Source organism: Ahrensia marina (genome assembly GCF_042140245.1).
Lineage (GTDB): Bacteria > Pseudomonadota > Alphaproteobacteria > Rhizobiales > MH13 > MH13.
Genome location: NZ_CP159483.1, coordinates 2,551,669 through 2,569,907 on the forward strand (window position 1 = coordinate 2,551,669; position 18,239 = coordinate 2,569,907).

The 18,239-nt window shown below is 54.9% G+C and carries 8 protein-coding genes; 7 read left to right on the forward strand and 1 reads right to left on the reverse strand.

Annotated features, from left to right (window positions below; genetic code table 11):
* Window positions 1–52: 52 nt before the first annotated feature.
* Entirely contained in the window at window positions 53–11,026 is a 10,974-nt protein-coding gene (locus ABWH92_RS12510; RefSeq protein ID WP_375568827.1) for a DUF5801 repeats-in-toxin domain-containing protein, read from the reverse strand.
* A gap of 1,145 nt (window positions 11,027–12,171) precedes the next feature.
* Between ABWH92_RS12510 and ABWH92_RS12515 the strand changes: the two genes are divergently transcribed.
* Genes ABWH92_RS12515 through ABWH92_RS12545 form a run of 7 tightly spaced genes read left to right on the forward strand, consistent with a single transcriptional unit; the run spans window position 12,172 to window position 18,237 of the window.
* Entirely contained in the window at window positions 12,172–13,266 is a 1,095-nt protein-coding gene (locus ABWH92_RS12515) for an ABC transporter substrate-binding protein (protein WP_375568829.1), read from the forward strand.
* 10 nt (window positions 13,267–13,276) lie between these two features.
* Window positions 13,277–14,239, forward strand: a complete 963-nt coding sequence (locus ABWH92_RS12520; protein WP_375568831.1) for a Rossmann-like domain-containing protein — start codon at window positions 13,277–13,279, stop codon at window positions 14,237–14,239.
* The gene (locus ABWH92_RS12525; protein WP_375568833.1) at window positions 14,236–14,526 is read left to right on the forward strand and encodes a DUF1971 domain-containing protein; all 291 of its coding nucleotides are present in this window, start codon (window positions 14,236–14,238) and stop codon (window positions 14,524–14,526) included. Before ABWH92_RS12520 ends, ABWH92_RS12525 begins: the two co-directional genes overlap by 4 nt.
* Before the next feature lie 28 nt (window positions 14,527–14,554).
* Window positions 14,555–15,721, forward strand: a complete 1,167-nt coding sequence (locus ABWH92_RS12530) for an ABC transporter substrate-binding protein (protein WP_375568835.1) — start codon at window positions 14,555–14,557, stop codon at window positions 15,719–15,721.
* The gene (locus ABWH92_RS12535) at window positions 15,699–16,790 is read left to right on the forward strand and encodes a FecCD family ABC transporter permease (protein ID WP_375568837.1); all 1,092 of its coding nucleotides are present in this window, start codon (window positions 15,699–15,701) and stop codon (window positions 16,788–16,790) included. Before ABWH92_RS12530 ends, ABWH92_RS12535 begins: the two co-directional genes overlap by 23 nt.
* Complete coding sequence (locus ABWH92_RS12540; protein WP_375568839.1) at window positions 16,787–17,455, forward strand: protein-S-isoprenylcysteine O-methyltransferase; 669 nt, start codon at window positions 16,787–16,789, stop codon at window positions 17,453–17,455. Before ABWH92_RS12535 ends, ABWH92_RS12540 begins: the two co-directional genes overlap by 4 nt.
* A complete protein-coding gene (locus ABWH92_RS12545; protein ID WP_375568841.1) occupies window positions 17,452–18,237 on the forward strand; it encodes an ABC transporter ATP-binding protein in 786 nt (261 codons plus the stop codon). Before ABWH92_RS12540 ends, ABWH92_RS12545 begins: the two co-directional genes overlap by 4 nt.
* Window positions 18,238–18,239: the final 2 nt, after the last annotated feature.

Below are 18,239 nucleotides of genomic sequence, written 5' to 3' on the forward strand. Positions count from 1 at the left end.
AATAAAAAGGGCACCCCAATTGGGGCGCCCATCCGGTTCTGCATCGATCTGATCAAGCGGTTGCCGCGATACTGATCTCCACAGCCGTTGTATCGGCATTGTCGATGATCGTCACATTACCCGTGGTGACCGCAGTCGTTCCATCAGAAAACAGGTTGGCTGCATCTTCAAACGTTTCAGCGCCACCCTGCCCATCACGGTCCACCTTAAGAACACCGCCTTCGACCTTCACGTAGTCAGCCTTATTGGCGTCTGAAAGCGTCACTCCATCCAGCAGTTCGGTCAGATCGATTTTGTCTTCTCCTGATGTGTAGTCGAGAATCGTATCAACGCTCGACAGATCATTGAGGATAAATGTGTCCTCACCGCCACCGCCAGATTTGATATCGCTACCTAGTCCACCGAATATGACGTCATCACCATCACGACCGTTGATCAGATCAACGCCTTCAGTGCCAATTATTGTCTCGCCGCCTGGTGTCCCGTTGACAATGGCCTGAAGGATGGTGCCGTTAAACGGCTCTAAAGGATGCCCTGGATCAACGCCCACCGCTACTGTATTGGCGAGCGTTACACCGGACAAATCCACCGAGCCGTCAGCGGCAGCATCGTTGAAGGCTCCAGGTCGGTCAGCAACATTCGGTGGCGCACCAACTATGGCAGAACTCATCGGATCGATGTACGTCGCATAGCCCCAGCCAGCTTCTACTGATCCGCTGACATCGCTCAGGCTTAGGTCGGTAAGATCGGTGTAGCCTTGGATATAAAGCGCAACCTTGGCATAAGCGCCATCGATTTGAACGCCATCGATTTCCACTACGCCGATGGGGTCATTCACATCGTAGTCAGTCTGCTCAAACCCTGCGATTTGGATCGCCGTATCTGCTGTTCCACCACCACTGCTGTTGTCGATGACAAGGTTTTTAAGCGTTGCGTCGCCGCGATACTCAAAAAGCACAACGTCGCCGTCACCATTGGTGGTGCCATCGCCGTTATTCTCGAAGGTGCTGTCTTGAACGGTTACCTTGCCAATACCGTCGTTCTTACCATTCACGAAGATGCCATGTTTGGCATTGTTCAAGAATTTAGAGTTTTGGACGATCAGGTTTCCGATGGTGAAACTGTTACCCGAAGCACTGACGCCACTGTCACTGTTTTGGTAGGTTATACCGTCGATGATCACATCGCCTGCGATGACACCCGAAACCGTGACACCTGTTTGGCCTGCGCCGGGCTCGATGATCACGCCGCCCGGTCCACCGGAGCCTAGCAAGGTGATGGCTTTCCCGTCGATGCTGACGGGGTCGGCATACGTCCCGGGGGCGATGAGGATCGTGTCGCCATCAACAGACGCGTTGACCGCCTCTTGAATGGTGGAAAAGCCGCCATTGCCGACGAGAAGGAAACGGCCGGTTGAACCGCCCGCGCCATCGGGATCGGCACCTTGGACTATCTCCACCCCTACGAGGATGTCAGTTCCTTCGCCGATCGCTGTCGCATCAACCTGCCAGCCCGGAACAGTGTCGGTCCCAGGGTCAACATCAGCGACAGGGACAAAGTTGCTGGCGTCCAAAACACCGTCAATCACGGCTGTGTCTTGCCCATTGTTGCCAAACAGCGCGTCATTACCGGCGCTGCCTCCCAGCGTGTCATCAGCTGAGCCGCCAAGGACAACCATGTAGTCTAGCGGATCATCGGCAGAGTTTGAGCTGCCACCAAGATCAAATTCAATTGGTGTGGAGACGTTGCGGATGTTGAAATCCGTGTCGACGTCGTTGAATGTGTTGTCTGAGATGTTGTCGAGCTGCTGATCAGTTGACCCGATCGAAATCCCGCTCCCAGCCTCGCTGAACGTGTTGTTGGTCACGGCAACAGCGTCGCTATTATCCTCGATGTTCATTCCTGTACGTGTGTACTGAAACGTGTTGCTCGATATGTCGGCATCGTGACCGCCACCATTGAGCCAAATGCCACGCTCCCACGACGCATCGCTGTACTTCCCAGTCTGCGATCCTGTGAAAAAGTTGCCGGTTATCGTTAGCTCGCCAGAGGCATCGACGAACGAGTAAATCGCCCAGTCCGCTTTGCCGCTATCTCCACCGGCAACCTCGCTGAAGAACACCGTGTTGAGGATACTATGACCGTCAGCATTTTGCAGCGTTATACCGCGGAAGCCAGCAGCGCTGCCTGATGGATTGAGCACTTGAAGGCCGTCGATGACCACCGGGTCGTTGGATGTGATCGTGATTTGGCCTTGGATTGTGCTTTCAACACCTCGCAACCCGCTTGTAGCTGACAGCCCAAAATTTTCTTCGCCAAGGATGGTCAATTCTTTGTCGATGATCGTATCACCAAGCGAAGTGTACCCAGACCGAACAACAATCGTGTCGCCTGCCAATGCTGCATTGACGGCCAACTGAAGCGTAGCGAAGTCACCGCTTTCACCGCCGACAAACAAAGCCGCTGCTGGCGCAACCTGAATTGGGAAAGTTACGGTGGCACTAGCCTCCGGTAGCGCTTGATCGCCGCCATCTTTCATTTCAATGACAAGTTTGTCAGAGCCAGAAAAACCCGTGTCAGGTGTGTACTCTAGCGTTCGCAGAAGACTGGTGATGTCGTCAGCATCACCCGTTATCTCCAGGCTATTGGTACCAGCACCTGTTACGCCACTCGGCGAGCCAGGCATGTTTAGTGTGCCATTCTCTACGGTTACCGTCACCACATTGGGGGTGCCTAAGTTCTCTCCGGTATCATCATCAGGGTTGCGGAAGAAAAGGTTTGGTCCGAACTCTGAGTTCAATACGAAGGACCCACCAGCATCGGCTGTTAGGAGAGGCGGAACGTTGAATCCTGCTCCTGCTCCTGCGTCAGCCTCAAGTGGGTTGCTGGTGTTGCCAATCTGCAGGAATGGTGTGTCGTTGGTGCCTGAGATGTTGAGCGTTAGCGTGTAAGGTTCGCTTGTCGCTTCGAGATTGCCGTTGCCATCGCCGGCATCGGTCACCCACACTTTGACAATGGTTTTTTCGCTGGCGCCAACATCATCGGGCATAACAAAGCGAGCGAGCGCCTTGGTTCCCGATCCTAGGATCGCATTGACATCGTCAAGCGTTAGCATCCCTGTCTGCGAGCTAAAGGTCAATATGGAGCCATTTGAAGTCACCTGAATATCGGTGCCATTAGCATTGTTGTAACTGTTGATGTTGTTGCCGCGACCAGCCAGAGATCCAACACCGCTTTCAATTTCGAATGTCACTTCGCTGAAAGTACTGCTGTCAACGTCTGAAACTTCAAGTTTCTGAAGGCCAACAAACTCATATTGGCTATCGCCAATCTCAAGCCCATTGTCTTCTTCAATCAAGTCCACAAATCCGACCGAGTCGGGGTCGCCATCGACGACCACCGGCGCATCATTGGTGCCGGTGATGATGATGTCGACTTCTTTCGAGCCCCTTCCGCCATGTTCATCTTCGACGGTGATCCGGTAGTTGAGTTTAATGGTCTCGCCATCGGCCAGATAGTCAAAGACTGTTGATTTTGCAGAGAAGTCGAAGGCTATTGTGCCATCGGTTGTTGCATCAGACGTCGTCACGATCCCAGGCTTCAGCAGATCCAACGCTGCAAAGTCAGCCTTGCTATTCCCACCGGTGTTGCCGTTAACACTCTTCAAGAACACTTCGCCAACATGACCATCATCCAGAACATCCACATCGGTGAATGTGGCGTTGATGGTCGTGGTGATGTCTGACGAGTCAGTCGTTTCATCCACGTTGTTTTTTCGTGTAACCGAAAGAATTGGGGCATCATTGGCACCCACTTGGGTGATGGTGACCACTCGACTGACAACACCGCCATTTTCATCGTCAATCGTGACAGTGAAGGATTCTTGCCGCGTTTCACCTTCCGCCAAGAAGTTCAATGCATCCGGATCAACTGAATAGCGCCACGCGATCTCGCCGGTGTTACCACCGGTGGCCTCGCGTCCGTTGTTTAAGGCCACCGTCATGGTACCAAGGTTGCTCGGATCGTTCGACGTTGCGGTAAACACGTGGGCATCCGTCAGATCCGCATCGGTAAACTTGATAACGCCTTTTGTCGCAATCTCGGTTGCACTTGCGACCGAGTCGGCTTGATCAATCTGATCGTAGAGGGGCGTCAGTACTTCATTCAGGAAGTCCTGAGCAGCGCCTTCTGATGAGAACTGATACTGAACCTTTCCAGCAACACTGTTCCCGCCAAGGCTCAGCAATCCACCTGTCGTGCTGATGATGTTGGGGAAGCCACCCGAAGCAGGGCCTGCGTCTTGTAGACTGTTGCCCCCAACACGCGAACCGCTGGCGATACCGGCTAGAGCTTGAACAAGGCCGTCAAGCGTGTCGAAAGTTTGACTGCCTCCGACACCTGCACCAGAAATCCGATACTCTCCACTTTCGCCGAGCGCTGGATTAAATGAGATGCTGGTTCCATTGATGTTGGTAGAAAACGCACCTGGCTCGTGAACCGACCCAACTGTTTGTGCTTGCGTAATCACCGGACCATCATTGGTGCCGGTGACCACAACATTGAAGTTGCGTTCTGCAACGCCGCCGTTTTGATCGTCAGCAGTCAGCTTGTACGAGAACGTAACCTTCTCACCAGCAGCAAGATAATCGAAGGCCGTGGAACTGGCCTTGAAGGTAACCGGGACCGAGCGGTCAGCACCGTTTTGTGTGGCGCTTCCCACCTCGATCAGATCGATAAACTCTTGATCTGTAAGGCCCGGCGCTGGACCACCTGAGACGCCATTGAAGTCGATTGTCACAACATGCTGATCGCTGAGATCAACGTCCGTGATCTTCAACTCACGCGTCTTGACAAGGTCTGATGTATCTTCGGTTTCAGTAACAAAAACCGCTGAGAAAAGATTGCCGCTTACCTCCGGACCATCATTGGTGCCGGTGACCACAACATTGAAGTTGCGTTCTGCAACGCCGCCGTTTTGATCGTCAGCAGTCAGCTTGTACGAGAACGTAACCTTCTCACCAGCAGCAAGATAATCGAAGGCCGTGGAACTGGCCTTGAAGGTAACCGGGACCGAGCGGTCAGCACCGTTTTGTGTGGCGCTTCCCACCTCGATCAGATCGATAAACTCTTGATCTGTAAGGCCCGGCGCTGGACCACCTGAGACGCCATTGAAGTCGATTGTCACAACATGCTGATCGCTGAGATCAACGTCCGTGATCTTCAACTCACGCGTCTTGACAAGGTCTGATGTGTCTTCCGTTTCAGTAACAAAAACCGCTGAGAAAAGATTGCCGCTCACTTCCGGCGCATCATTCACTGCGGCAATATTGATCCGAACGGTGGCTTCCGACGTGTCTCCGTCACCATCGGTGATGCTGTATCTAAAGGAGTCCGTGCCGTTTTCATTGGCGTTTGGTGTATACGTGAACTCACCTGTTTGATTGTTGTACTCCAATGTACCCTTTGAAGGTCCGCGAACGACGGCCACATCGGCAAAGTCGACGCCGTCAGCACCAAGATCATCATTGTCAAGAACACTGAAGGTTTCGGGTTGATCTTCAACGACATCGACTGTGTCCCGTGATGCACTAGGTGCATCGTCGTCAAAACGGATTTTATGACCAATGGCGAGTACTTCCTCCACCTGATCACCATCGTAGTCGGTGATAGTTAGAACCGCATCAATCTTACCATTTAAGCCGATGCTTTCGTCGGTTCTATTTGGGTCATCGTGATTAAGTGCAACATATTGGACGATACTCACGCGACCTTGGCCATCAATGTGAACGGCGAAAGCGGTTTTTTCTGTAAGGCCGTCGTTGTAACGACCGACAATTAGGTCGCCCTGCTTGACAAGCGAAATTGGGTAGTCGCCGATTGTGGTGGTAAAACCTGATGTTGGGTCATTTTCATTGGTGATCTTCAGGCTGGCCACGATATTGGCAGGTAGCTGAGACTGCGACGGTTCATCGGTGCCAACAATGTCCCAGTCAACAACATCGTCGCGCGCATATTGCGGGCGGCCAAAGTTGGGATCCGTGCCTTTGTCTTGGTCATCAATCTCGTTGAAAAGGTTGCGTACTGAGGCCCGATTTGTGTCATCGCCCTGTCGGTTTGGCGATTCATCGATCAATGCGCGGCTACCATCCAGATACAGATCCACCACAGGAACATCGTCAGTGATGGTCACTAGGACCTTGTCGGTGAGCTCAACTGTGTCGCCGTCACCGTCTGTGGCTAGAATGACGGCACCAAAGTCGATTGCATTGATCGGACCGTCGGCTGAAACCAATGCGGTGTTTTCACCGTTGCCTTCGACGTGATCTAGTTGATCGTAGAGCCGGAATTCATAGATTCCGGTATCTGGGTTGAGTGTGAAAGAGAGCACTGGGCGATCGCCGGTAAGCGGGTTGAACTCGTCGGCGCTGCCGCGACGCTCAATGTATCCGATCAGCGTATTTCCCAATTGTACGAACGATAGGTCTTGGCCCTTAGACGTCAATCCCACGGCAGACATTTCGTCAGCGGCATCAGATACAAAACCGTATTGGCCGCTCTCAGCGGCTCCATCGGCCCCAAACGCCACGACGCCAAGCAAATCTCCCTGTGCTGCCGCAGCAAAGCCCAAACCAAGTATCGCGGGAATGGAAAGCGAACCGTCTCTATTACCATCAAAAGGATCACTGCCAGTCGACAGGATGTTAGAGATATCGTCTTCATCAACGAGAACCCGGCTCTCACCGGTTGCTATGGGGCTATCATCGACGACGCGGACTTCAAAGTTGCCGATGGCGATATCACCGTCGCCATCGCTAGCCGTGAAGTCGAAAGCGAAAGTCAACACGTCTTCATCACCGGCGGAGTTGCCTGCGATGGGATGATCAAGCGTGCCAAGCAGATCAAAAGTGTAAGAACCCGAGCCAATCAGGTTGTCGTCATCTGAAAGCGTCACGGTAAAGACTGGCTGACCATCAGCCTCCGCAGTCAAGATCGTTCCGTTGTTGCTGAGGTTGAAAGTGAGTACCTCGCCATTCGATGTCAGGCTCGAAAGAGGAACTGTATTACCATTGTCATCCGTCACTGACAGGAAGGATGCAACATCCGCCGCATCGATGGGTCCGTTGTTGGCGTCAGAGAAGATAACCGATCGCTGACCAGCAACACTTGGGTCATCCTGGACAAGAGTGCCAGAACTATTGCTGTCAGCGTTGTCTGTGTCGTCACCGCCCCAATAAATATTCAACAAGCCAGTCGCGCTTGTCCCGAAATCAAGACCGTCCTGGTTCCCGTCTCTTAAGCCTTCTTCTTCCACAAACCGGGGCAAAATTGTGCCAAAAGTGATCGGCTGATCATCAATAACGGTGACATCAAAGCTCGCGTCAGCGGTGTCGCCATCGCTATCGGTGGCAACAAAGTCGAACGTTAGTTCAAGGCTGTCTTCGCCCTGCGCATCGGACGGGTGGTCGAGCGTATCGACCAGAGTGAACTCGTAAGAGCCATTGTCTTCATCTGATAGCGTCACCGTGAAAACGGTGCGGATGGCTCCGGTATCATCGTCTGTTGCGATGGCCGTTAGAATAGTGTCATCGTCGGAGAACTCGTAGCTGATAGCATCACCGCGCGATGTCAGTGATGTTGCACCTTCCAAGCTCGACGCGAAGGTCACGCCGCGGTCGTTGGCTCCAACACCAGCCGAAGGATTCGCGTCATCCGCACCCCAATTGATGCCTAAGCCGCCATCAGCCTCGTGCGTGGTCTCATCATTGAAACGCCATCCGAGAAAGCCGTCGCGGAAGTCGTCATCATTGGTACCTTGAGTATCCTCAATGCCTGATCCAGCGACTTGGCTCTGCTCTTCTTCAACAACGCCATTCTCAATGGCATTGGTGTCGATGACCGGCGCATCATCATCGATGGTGATCTTAAAATCGAGCGTGCCATCCAGATTGCCCTTGATCGCGTCACCATCAGCATCAAAGCCCTGGTAGCCGAAGTCGATCTGAATGTTGTTGCGAACAGAGCCTGCGTCCGGAACCCCGTGATCGAGGCTGTCGATCATCTCAACCGTGTAGGCGCCGTTGTCGGCAGTGGGGTCAAGGGTGACCTTAAACACCGCGTCAGCCTCGGGCGTTCCGCCGTTTTTGTAGGCGGTCAGCAGTTGGCCACCATTGGGCAAATCTTCGATCTTGAAGACCAGCTCAGCTCCCCCGGAAGACAGGGCGCTGGTTTCAGGTGCACCGCCCGAATAGGCCACACGAATGTCGATCTGCGATTGGGAATAGGAGTCTCCGGCCGAGAGCGGCTGTCCACCTTCGGCGATAAAGGTGAGCGTCCGCCCAAAGGTGTCGCCAGCGTTCTCGTCAACAATATCGTTATCGGCACCCCAGACGATTTTCAGAGACTGGGTTTGAACGGTTTTCGCGGCCGCTTGGTCCGCTTCAAAATCATTGCCTCCATCAGGCAGGCGGTCTTCGTCAAACCGAATATTGTTAGGCTCAGTACCCTCAGGTTGATCGTCTTGTAGTTCAATTTCGAAACTGCTCAAGACTGAATCGCCATCGCCATCTTCAGCGATGAAGTCAACGGTGAAGACAATAGGTGTGAGGGAACTGAAAGGCACATTGCCATCAGCGGGGTGATCAAGATTACCCAACAGCTGGAATTCATACTGTGTGGTTTCAGTGTTCAGATTGATGGAGAAGATATGGCCGTCAGCGTCCGTTGTACCTTCCTTAAAGGCCAGCAGGGTTTGTCCGCCCTTTGTGTTGTCACTGATGGTGAAAAGAACAGGCACACCGTCTGAGGTAAACGTCTCGATCGGATTGCCTTGATGCGTTGCGGTGATGCCAAGACTTGCAAGGCTATTAACCGGAGAACCGTTGGTAATCGCGTCACCGTTACTGTCGGCAAAAATGAGCGAACGTTGGCCCACCGCGCCATCCGCCCCCCAGCTGATGGCCAGATCTATGTTGCGGTCCTGGCTGCCTGGACGAAAATCTGTACCGTCCGCAAGCCCGTCTTCATCCACCTTTATCCTTTGCACGGCATCGGCAACGGGCGTGTCATCGTCGATTGTGAGTTGGATGAAGCCGTTGGCGGTATCGCCGTCGCCGTCGGTCACCTGATAGGCAAGCGTGAAGCCCTGATCGTTCTCATTATCTTCGTCATTGTCGAAATGTAGCAAATTGTTGGATTGTGTCGCTACATACTGGCCAGTCGAGGCATTCAGTGTGAACCGCGCGATCTCGACAAGAGTGCCGTCTTGCAATTGGTTGATGACCAAATCACCGTTGTCTTCTGAAAAGGAGACATCTGGCGCGCGACCATTGACTTGGCTGTTTTCGGCGTCCCAGCTCACGCTGCCGCCGTCAGCCCCGAAGCTTAGATCAAGCGTTCCTTCCGTGTTCCGCGGAGCGTTGTCGCTGTCAGCGCCATCGCTGGTGTCTGATCCAAATCCAGGATTGCCATCGCGGCTTTCCACGTCATCATCGTCCAACACAATGCGGGCGTTGGCATCACTATCAACAACGGGCGCATCATCGGTCAGGCGTACGGAAAGGGTTAGATCGACACTGTCCTCATCAAAGTCTGTAGCAATGACGGTGAAGTTGATGGACTGCGCATCCTTGTCGGCGGCGTGATCGATGTTGCCAAACAGGCGCACGGTGTAACCGGCATCGCTGTCCTGATCGAGTGTGGCCTCGAAGATGATCTCTTCATCGCTTTGACCAGTGGCCGCGACGAAGGCTTCTAGCTTGGTGCCATCCTCGACCACGCGGAAGAGAACAGTGCGTCCATCTGAGGTCAGGCCGGAATCCACACCATCTTCATCAGCGGTTCCGCTGCCAACCGTGGGGATCGCGAAGGCCCCAGAAAACTGTGTCGAGCCAAAACCATCGGCCCCAAAGGTGACCTTCAGATTGCCGCTAACTTCGGCAGAATCAGTTCCGTCATTGCCAGCCGGTTGAACACCTGCCACTGCGGCAATGTCGTCCTCATCAAGCAGTGCATTGGAGACCCCTGGTGCACTGCCGTCGGGGTTCGATACTTCTGGTATGTCGTCATTTATGGAAACGGAAAACGTTGAGGATGCTGTATCGCCGTTGGAGTCCGTCGCCGTGAAACTGAATGTTAGTCCCAGATCATCTTCGGAAGTCGAGTCTGGATGATCGAGCGGTTCAAAAAGCGTGAACTGATACGATCCTGCCCCATCATCGAAGAGGCGAACTTCAAACACTGGTGTGCCGTTGGCAAAGGCTGTGAGGACCGTATCGCCTTCACTGAGAACAAAGTTGAGAGGAACGCCCCCGGACTCCAAAGGAACCGCGGCTCCAACGTCAGCTGCATCAAACGTGATTGATCGGTTTCCTGCACCGGTCGGTGTGTCTTGGACATCGCTGCTGTCTGACACGTCCTCGTCGTTGGCACCGAAATCGACATTGAGCGATCCGGTGATGGAGACCGATCCCGCGGCAAGCAGGGCATCCTCATCCAAAAAGCCGGTTTCGATTGCTCCAATGATTGGGTCGGTGTCTTCAAAAGCCGGGTCGGTCTCATCCAAAGCGGTGGTGGTAGGTGAGAGTAGGGTGTTGCCCAGTAGCCCGATGCCGTTGGGATCATTTCCCAGAGGACCAAGACTAGGATCGTCAAAAGAGGCGCCATTTTGTTGTGTTTCAGGTGCGCCTACATCACCTTCAGCAAATTCATCTGGCAGATCATCGATAGCAAAAGCCGTTAAAAATTCTTCGCCGGTGAATGTCTCGCCATCAACGATGACCGAGCGCGGCGTTCCATCAACATCCTCTGTTCCACCTTCAAAATAGCCCTCAACGACAATGATGGCGCCATCTTCAAAGATGATCCAAAGGTTCGAACCGGTTTGATAAAACTGCGCATCAAGTGCGGCGATGGCTGAAATATCAACGCCTTGGTCAACACCAGGCGTGATGGTTACTTGCTCACCTGCCTCTGGTTTGTTGACCGCAAGAGCGGCTAACTCATCGTTCCACCCAACCAAGCTATCCATCAGAAACAACTCTCACTTTACGCAGCCACTAGAAAAGCTACAGTTTTGTTTACATTTTCGTAACCATTTTTTGGGCCGAACGGCGTCACGGTACATCCCCCAGCTGGGTGAACTTCTGCTGTTGGTTAAAGGGCGCAATAGAGTGTGGTCTATCAGCCTTAGACCGCCGAAATGTTGCCTCTTGCACCTGGGATTGACGACCCGTCTGCAATATATCGGCTTTTGCATCCTGGGGTGGGCTGATGTGGTCATCAGAAACGCCGATGTAGGGCCTTGTCGGAAACATGCGCGACGGCCAAGCCCATGCAAGGTCGGATCAAGACTGGAGTGTGCAGCGTGATCGCGTCAGCGATGAAGTCGATGAAGCCATCGACGAAACGCCGCTCACTTTTTGGAGACGAGGCCCTTGCACTTGTGACCTTTAGCGGGAGTAAGGATATTGTTAAGATCGAGAGTGCCGTTACCCGCTGCTCACAACGACACTGGCCGATCAAGAGGCATTCACTATTGATAGGATAGCGCCGAAGCGACCGAAGATAGATCGTTGGCGACGTGTCCCAGCTTTCGGTTACATCAAGGAAAAGTGTCGGGTGCAACGCAACGTCGAGCAAGGCGCCACTGTCTCTCCATTGCCGCCAGTAGTGGGCCCCGTCGTTGAACGACTCATTGGCACTAGCAGACTGAAGCCCTACCCAGGAACTGGGAGCCAATAAAGCACTTAATCAAGGCAATTCATGCTCTCACGGTTTTCCATGATGTATGATGAGCCGAAACAGGCTTTGGCCGAAAATTTTAACTCAGCAGGGATCGATTTCGGCGGCTAGTCTGACACAAAACTTGGCTTGTCATGAAAATAGACAGTTATAACAATATTTTATAGTTATTCTATGTGGTCTCCAAAACCGTAGGTCGTGGGTTCGAACCCTGCTGCCCCTGCCATTTTTCAACGCTTTTAGAGTGGCTATCGAAAGCCTGAATTAGGCGGTAAGCTGACTTTGCAATTTGAGGAAGTCGCTTCTGCTGGATCCCAACAGCTGAAGTTAGCGTCGCTCGAGAGCTAGCAGATACGCATTCCTGATTAGTTGACTTTTCTCTGCAAGAATTAAAAGCTGCCATTGAAATTCAACTTTTCAAGGCATGCTATCATGATTTCCGACCGTTGGCGGTTTGCGCTTCCCTACATTCTCGCGGCCACCGCAATGGGCGTGATTGTCACAGCGTCAGCAGTGCGGGCTGAACAGCAGACGATCACCGATCAATATGATCGTGAGATTGTGTTTGACGCACCTGTTGAACGCTTGGCGACGATCCCCATTCCAGCAGCGGCCATGTCGGTGGCCGTGGCGGGCAACTCTGATGCTTTGGTGGCCATGCACGGGCTTTCCAAGACAGCCATCGTCAATGGCATCTTAGGCGAGTTCTTCCCAGAGACACGCGACATTCCTAGCGACATTGTGGGTGATGGTTTCATGCCCAATGTCGAAGAGCTGTTGAGCGCCGATCCGCAGCTGGTTCTGCAATGGGGCACACGTGGTGACGACATCATTGCGCCTATCGTGAATGCTGGCTTGCCGGTTGTGACACTGCGTTACGGCACGGAGGAAGACGCGGCGCAGTGGCTTGGCATGATGGGTCAGATCCTGGGACGCCAAGATCGCTCTGATGCGATCTTGGCGTGGCGCTCTGACGCCCTCGAGGCCATGAGAGCGGCAACGGCGGATATCTCTGATGAGGAACGCCCGCGCACGCTCTATTTCCTACGCTACCTATCAAGCCTGCGCGTAGCCGGAACTGGCACCTACAATGGTTTTACCATTGATCTGGCTGGCGGCGCGAATGTTGCGGCCGAGCTCAATCGCTTCAACGATGTGAGCCCGGAGCAGATCCTAGCTTGGGATCCAGAAGTGATTTTGCTGAACGGGTTTGAGGACGATCTCTCCCCCGAGGACGTTTACTCCAATCCCGTGTTTGCCGATATTTCAGCGGTCCGCAATCGACGTGTCTATCAATTGCCCTTGGGCGGTTACCGCTGGGACCCACCCAATCAGGAAAGCCCGCTGACATGGGCCTGGGTCGCTTCGCTTTTGCACCCAGAGCGCTTCGACACCGATATCCGCGCTGAGATCCAAGACCGCTACCAGCTGCTTTACGGCCAGGTGCCAAGCGATGATCAGATCGATGGGATTTTGCGGATCGCCCGTAACGGTGGGAGCGCGCACTATGACCGCTTCGCCCGTTGAGGAGCGCAGCATGAAAAGCAGCGACGTCATCATGTGCGAGCAGTCTGTCGGCATCGGGTTTTCCGATACGATGCCGCTCTCCGTAGCTTTAGGCTATCTTAGAGAAGCGGGTTGGACCGTTGGCGAACGCAACGATTATCACACCATCGGCATAGGTGAGGCCAGGCCCGTGGCTTTGCCACTTGGCCGCAATGCCAGCGATGACCTACCGGTCAATGGGCATGGCCTGTTGCGGGCTGTGGGTCGCGGCGGGTTAGATCGCGATCTCGCCCTATCGGTGGCAACCGACGCCATCGTCGATGAGGTGATGGTCGGTCTCAACTGGACCATGGTCTCCGCCGGGTCGTTGACTGGGATTGCTCGCTCGCCCGATCGCGGAACGCAAGGCGCGCGCACTGTGCGAGATGGCGAGCCAATTGCCGGTCGGCCACTTCGCGAGCTGGCTCTCTGGATTTGCTCGCTAAATCCACTGCGACGCTCCATCGGGTTGGCTGCGGTCAATGCCTATTGGAACCGACAGGGCGGTGTGCCTGGCGGTGGGCTGCACGACAAGGGCCCATGGGGCTTTGCGCGATTTGATGCACATGGCGAAGGTTTGGTCATTGTCGGCGGTTTTCGCGGAGCGCTGGAACGCCTTAACAGGGCGCGCGTTATCGAACGCGAACCCAAAGACAATGATATTCCAGCGGCAAAAGCTCCCGAAGCGCTTCGTGAGGCACCAGCGGTTGCGATCACCGCACAAACGCTAATGAACGGGTCGCTGGAACCCTTGCTGCATCACGCTGCCGGATGCCCGCGCATCATGGTGGTGGGACCGAGTACGCCCGTGGCACCACTTCTCTGTTCATACGGTGTCACTGAGATTTGTGGATTGGGGATCACCGATCCTGAACAGGTGGCGCAGTTCATCAAAGAAACCGGCACAATGATCGCGCTCGACAGCATGACCTGCCAGTTGGGTCTTGTGGGATGACAGATCTGCCTCAAAACGTAACGCCCTACAAAACCACACAAGCGTTCACACCGGAAACCGTACCAGCTGCCTTGCTGGCCATGCATCGCACCAAGGAAGGTGTCTGGGGTCGCATTGATGTGCTGGAGGGCAGACTGACCGTTTCGCGGTTTGCTGACGACGGCGCCCCGCTCCGCCAGGATCTCTTGCCTGCTGGCGCGCACGCGATTGTCGCGCCGCAAGAGCCCCACGCTGTTGCGTTTGCCAAGGCAGGGCAATTCACCGTCACATTTTACAAAACGCCGTAGAGGAAAAAACGACGCCAAGGAGGCGTTCATGTCCCCCCAAACCAAACTGCACATGCAAACGCATTCCGCTGCTCGTACACGAGCGGTCCACTCTTCTTTTTACACGCTTAAAACAACGCTTCTTGTCGCCGGTGTTCTGGCTGCGGCAGCGCTCGCCGGCGCAACCCTTGGCAAGGCTGATGATGCGCCCGTCACCATCACGGACGTCAATGGCAACACCGTCACGTTGGCAGCGCCATCGGTCCGTTCGGCGCCTCTACCACCCCCGCTTGGCACGTTTGCCATCGCAATTCCGGGCGACGCCGACCATTTGGTAGCGGCGCATCCCTGGTCAAAAGCTGTGATGATGCAAGGGTCACTATCGGGCTATTTCCCAAACCTTGTTGATCTGCCGACGGGAGCGATTGGCGGTGGTTTTGTGCCGAACATCGAGGAGCTTCTGGCCACCGATCCAGACCTTGTTTTTCAAGTTGGATTCATGGGCGAGGATGTGCTTGCACCGATCATGGCTACCGGTCTGCCTGTCCTGACGATCAATGTCACCGCCAATGACGATGCTGTTGATTGGATTCCAATGATGGGCGCGGCCTATGGCGTTGAAGATCGCGCTCAGACCATCTTGTCGTGGCGACAAAACACACTGGCGTCAATCACTGAAACGCTGGCCGACTTGCCAGATGAGGGTCGCCCAACGGTCGCGCATCTTGCGCGCTATGGCGATGCCTTACGCGTTGTGGGTGGCGGCCATTTTCGCAGTTGGCAGATTGAGGCCATGGGTGGTGTCAATGTTGCCGCAGAGGTCCCCCAGCGTTCGGCTGAAATCAGCGCAGAACAACTGATTGTCTGGGATCCAGATGTCATTCTGCTGAATGCCTTCCAACCGGAGCTGACCCCACAGATGGTTTACGACAATCCGGTCCTGCAATCGCTGACGGCGGTGCGCGAGCGCCAAATCTACGCGTTCCCGGTGGGTGGGGATCGTTGGGAAGCGCCCGTTGCAGAAAGCCCACTCGGCTGGATGTGGCTATCTGAGCTTCTGCACCCAGACCGCTTCCAATGGGACTACACCGCCGAGATCACATCGGCGCACCAACTGCTTTACGGCCACGCGCCAGAAGCAGGGGACATTGCGCGGATGCTACGGATCGACGCCAACCAGAATTCGGCAGGGTATGAGCGTTTCAGCACCTTCTGAGACCGCACGCGAGGCAGGTCCCGCACCTTCCATTCGCGCGCTTGTATCAGCAGCGTTGTTTGCAGGCAGCGGTTGGCTTCTGGCCTGCACTGCCGTCGCTGTTATCGCAGTCATCGCCCTAGGGGTTGGCCGGTACGCCATCGAGCCGCTGGACGTTGTGCGCATCCTGCTTGCCCGGTTCGGCGTCGTGGATGCCGATGTGCCGGATACAGCGCGACGTGTTGTTGAACTGGTTCGAGCACCACGCATTCTTTCGGCGGCTCTTGCAGGTGCCATTCTCGGCATGACGGGCGCGGCTTTGCAGGGCATTTTCCGCAACCCGTTGGTTGGCCCACAAATCATTGGCGTGACCTCAGGCGCTTCTTTTGGTGGGGCGCTGGCCATTCTTCTAGTCGGGACGACAGCTGCAACCGTTGGCTTTGCATTTGTCTTCGGTCTGGTCGCGGTTTTCATCGTCTACACCATTGCGCGCGTCGGCGGACGCGCGCCTGTGCTGATGCTCGTGCTCGCCGGTGTTGTGGTCTCAGCTGCCTTCACGGCCTTTGTCAGCCTGATCAAATATGTGGCGGACCCGAACGACTCCCTGCCGGCCATCGTCTACTGGCTGATGGGCTCGTTCGCGACCGCGACCTACGAAAAGCTTGGCATTCTGACTCTGGCCGTTTTTGTTTCGGCGCTCGTGCTGCACGCGCTGCGCTTTCGCATCAACATCATGTCGCTGGGTGAAGAAGAGGCAACTGCGCTTGGAATCCGTGTGGAACCAACACGCTGGGCTATCTTGGCTGCGGTGGCGTTAGGCGTTGCCGGTGTCGTCTCGGTGGCAGGTGTTGTTGGGTGGGTTGGCCTGGTCATGCCGCATCTGGCGCGCATGATTGTGGGGCCTGATCACCGCAAACTGTTGCCTGCAGCCGCACTCGCGGGTGCCGGCTATCTCATCATCGTCGATACGCTGGCGCGAACCATGTCCGCCGCTGAAATCCCCATCGGCATCTTGACGGCTCTGGTCGGAGCACCGGTGTTCGCTGTTCTGTTGCGTCGGCTGCATCTGAAGGGTTGGGGGCGAGGATGAGTGCCGTTTTTAAGAGGTTGATCGTGCCCGTTATCATCAGCATTGCAGCGCTTATCTCTGCCATTCAGATCAAAGGCTCACTGTCTTGGGGAGCGGCGAGCTTTGTTGCGATCTTCCTCGTCATGATCGTCATTCGCACGGTTTTTGAAGTTCGCATCGGACGCGCCGGCAAAGCATCTGACACGTTGGAGCAAGTGCTTCTGGTAGCGGTCTTTCTGGGGATGGGGCCGATCCCGTTTCTTTTCGTGGCAACGCCAGTTTTTGGGTTTGCCGACTACAATTTGCCGATAGCGATCAATGCTACTGCGGCGATCATTGGCACCCTGGGTCTCGTCCTCTTTTATCGCTCGCATGTTGATCTTGATCGGCAATGGTCGGTTTCCCTAGCGATTCAAGAGGGGCACACGCTTGTTGATACCGGTGTCTACCGACTCATGCGCCACCCGATGTATTCAGCGCTCTTTTTGATCGTCATCGCGCAAGCAGGCTTGTTGTCGAACTGGTTGGCCGGCTTTGCGGGTCTTGCAACATTCGGTGCGCTCTATCTGCTGCGTGTCGGCCGGGAGGAAGCTTTGATGGCGTCTAATTTCGGCGAAGCATGGCAAGCCTATGCCAAGCGCACACCAAGGCTAATCCCATTAAGCTGGGGGCGCCGTGAACCATGACATCGCATGCCAAAACAACTTTGTTATCGCTTTCCGGCGCGAGTGTTCGCTTTGAAGCTCGCACCATCTTCGACGGCTTGGATATCGGCGTTGATGCTGCTGAAGTGCTTGCCATCCTCGGGCCCAATGGACGCGGCAAGACCACTTTAATCCGCGCACTGGTTGGCACGCTGGCGCTCACCAAAGGTTCGCGGCAGGTTTCTGGCACGGTTGGGTATGTGCCCCAGTCCAACGCCCCAACCTTTGATTTTACCGTGCGCGACATGGTTCTGATGGGGCGGGCACGACACATCGGCACGTTTGGGTCGCCGGGTAAGCACGACTTCATACGCGCCGATACAGCTCTTGATCGTCTGGGCATCCATGCTCTGGCGCAGCGCGGGGTTGCCAGCCTATCGGGCGGAGAACGTCAGTTGGTGATGGTCGCCCAGGCGCTTGCTGGTGAGTGCGACTGCTTGATCCTGGATGAACCAGCCTCGGCTCTGGACCTTAAGAACCAGGCCATGTTGTTCGATGTTCTGGCCGGTCTTGCCCATGATGATGGGCTGGGCGTTGCCTTTACGACCCATGTGCCAGGTCATGCGCTGGAAGCTGCAGATCGTGCATTGCTGCTCATGGAGACCAGCCGTCAAGACGGCCCGGTCGGCAAGGTCATCAGCCATGACAGTCTTACCGCGCTTTACGGGACGGAGGTGCGCGTTCTTCGCGAACAATGTGGTGATAGCGCTTTGGCAGCGGCCGTCGCTGTGCCTGCCCGCTCGCGTCGCCAGGCTGGAGTTTGATT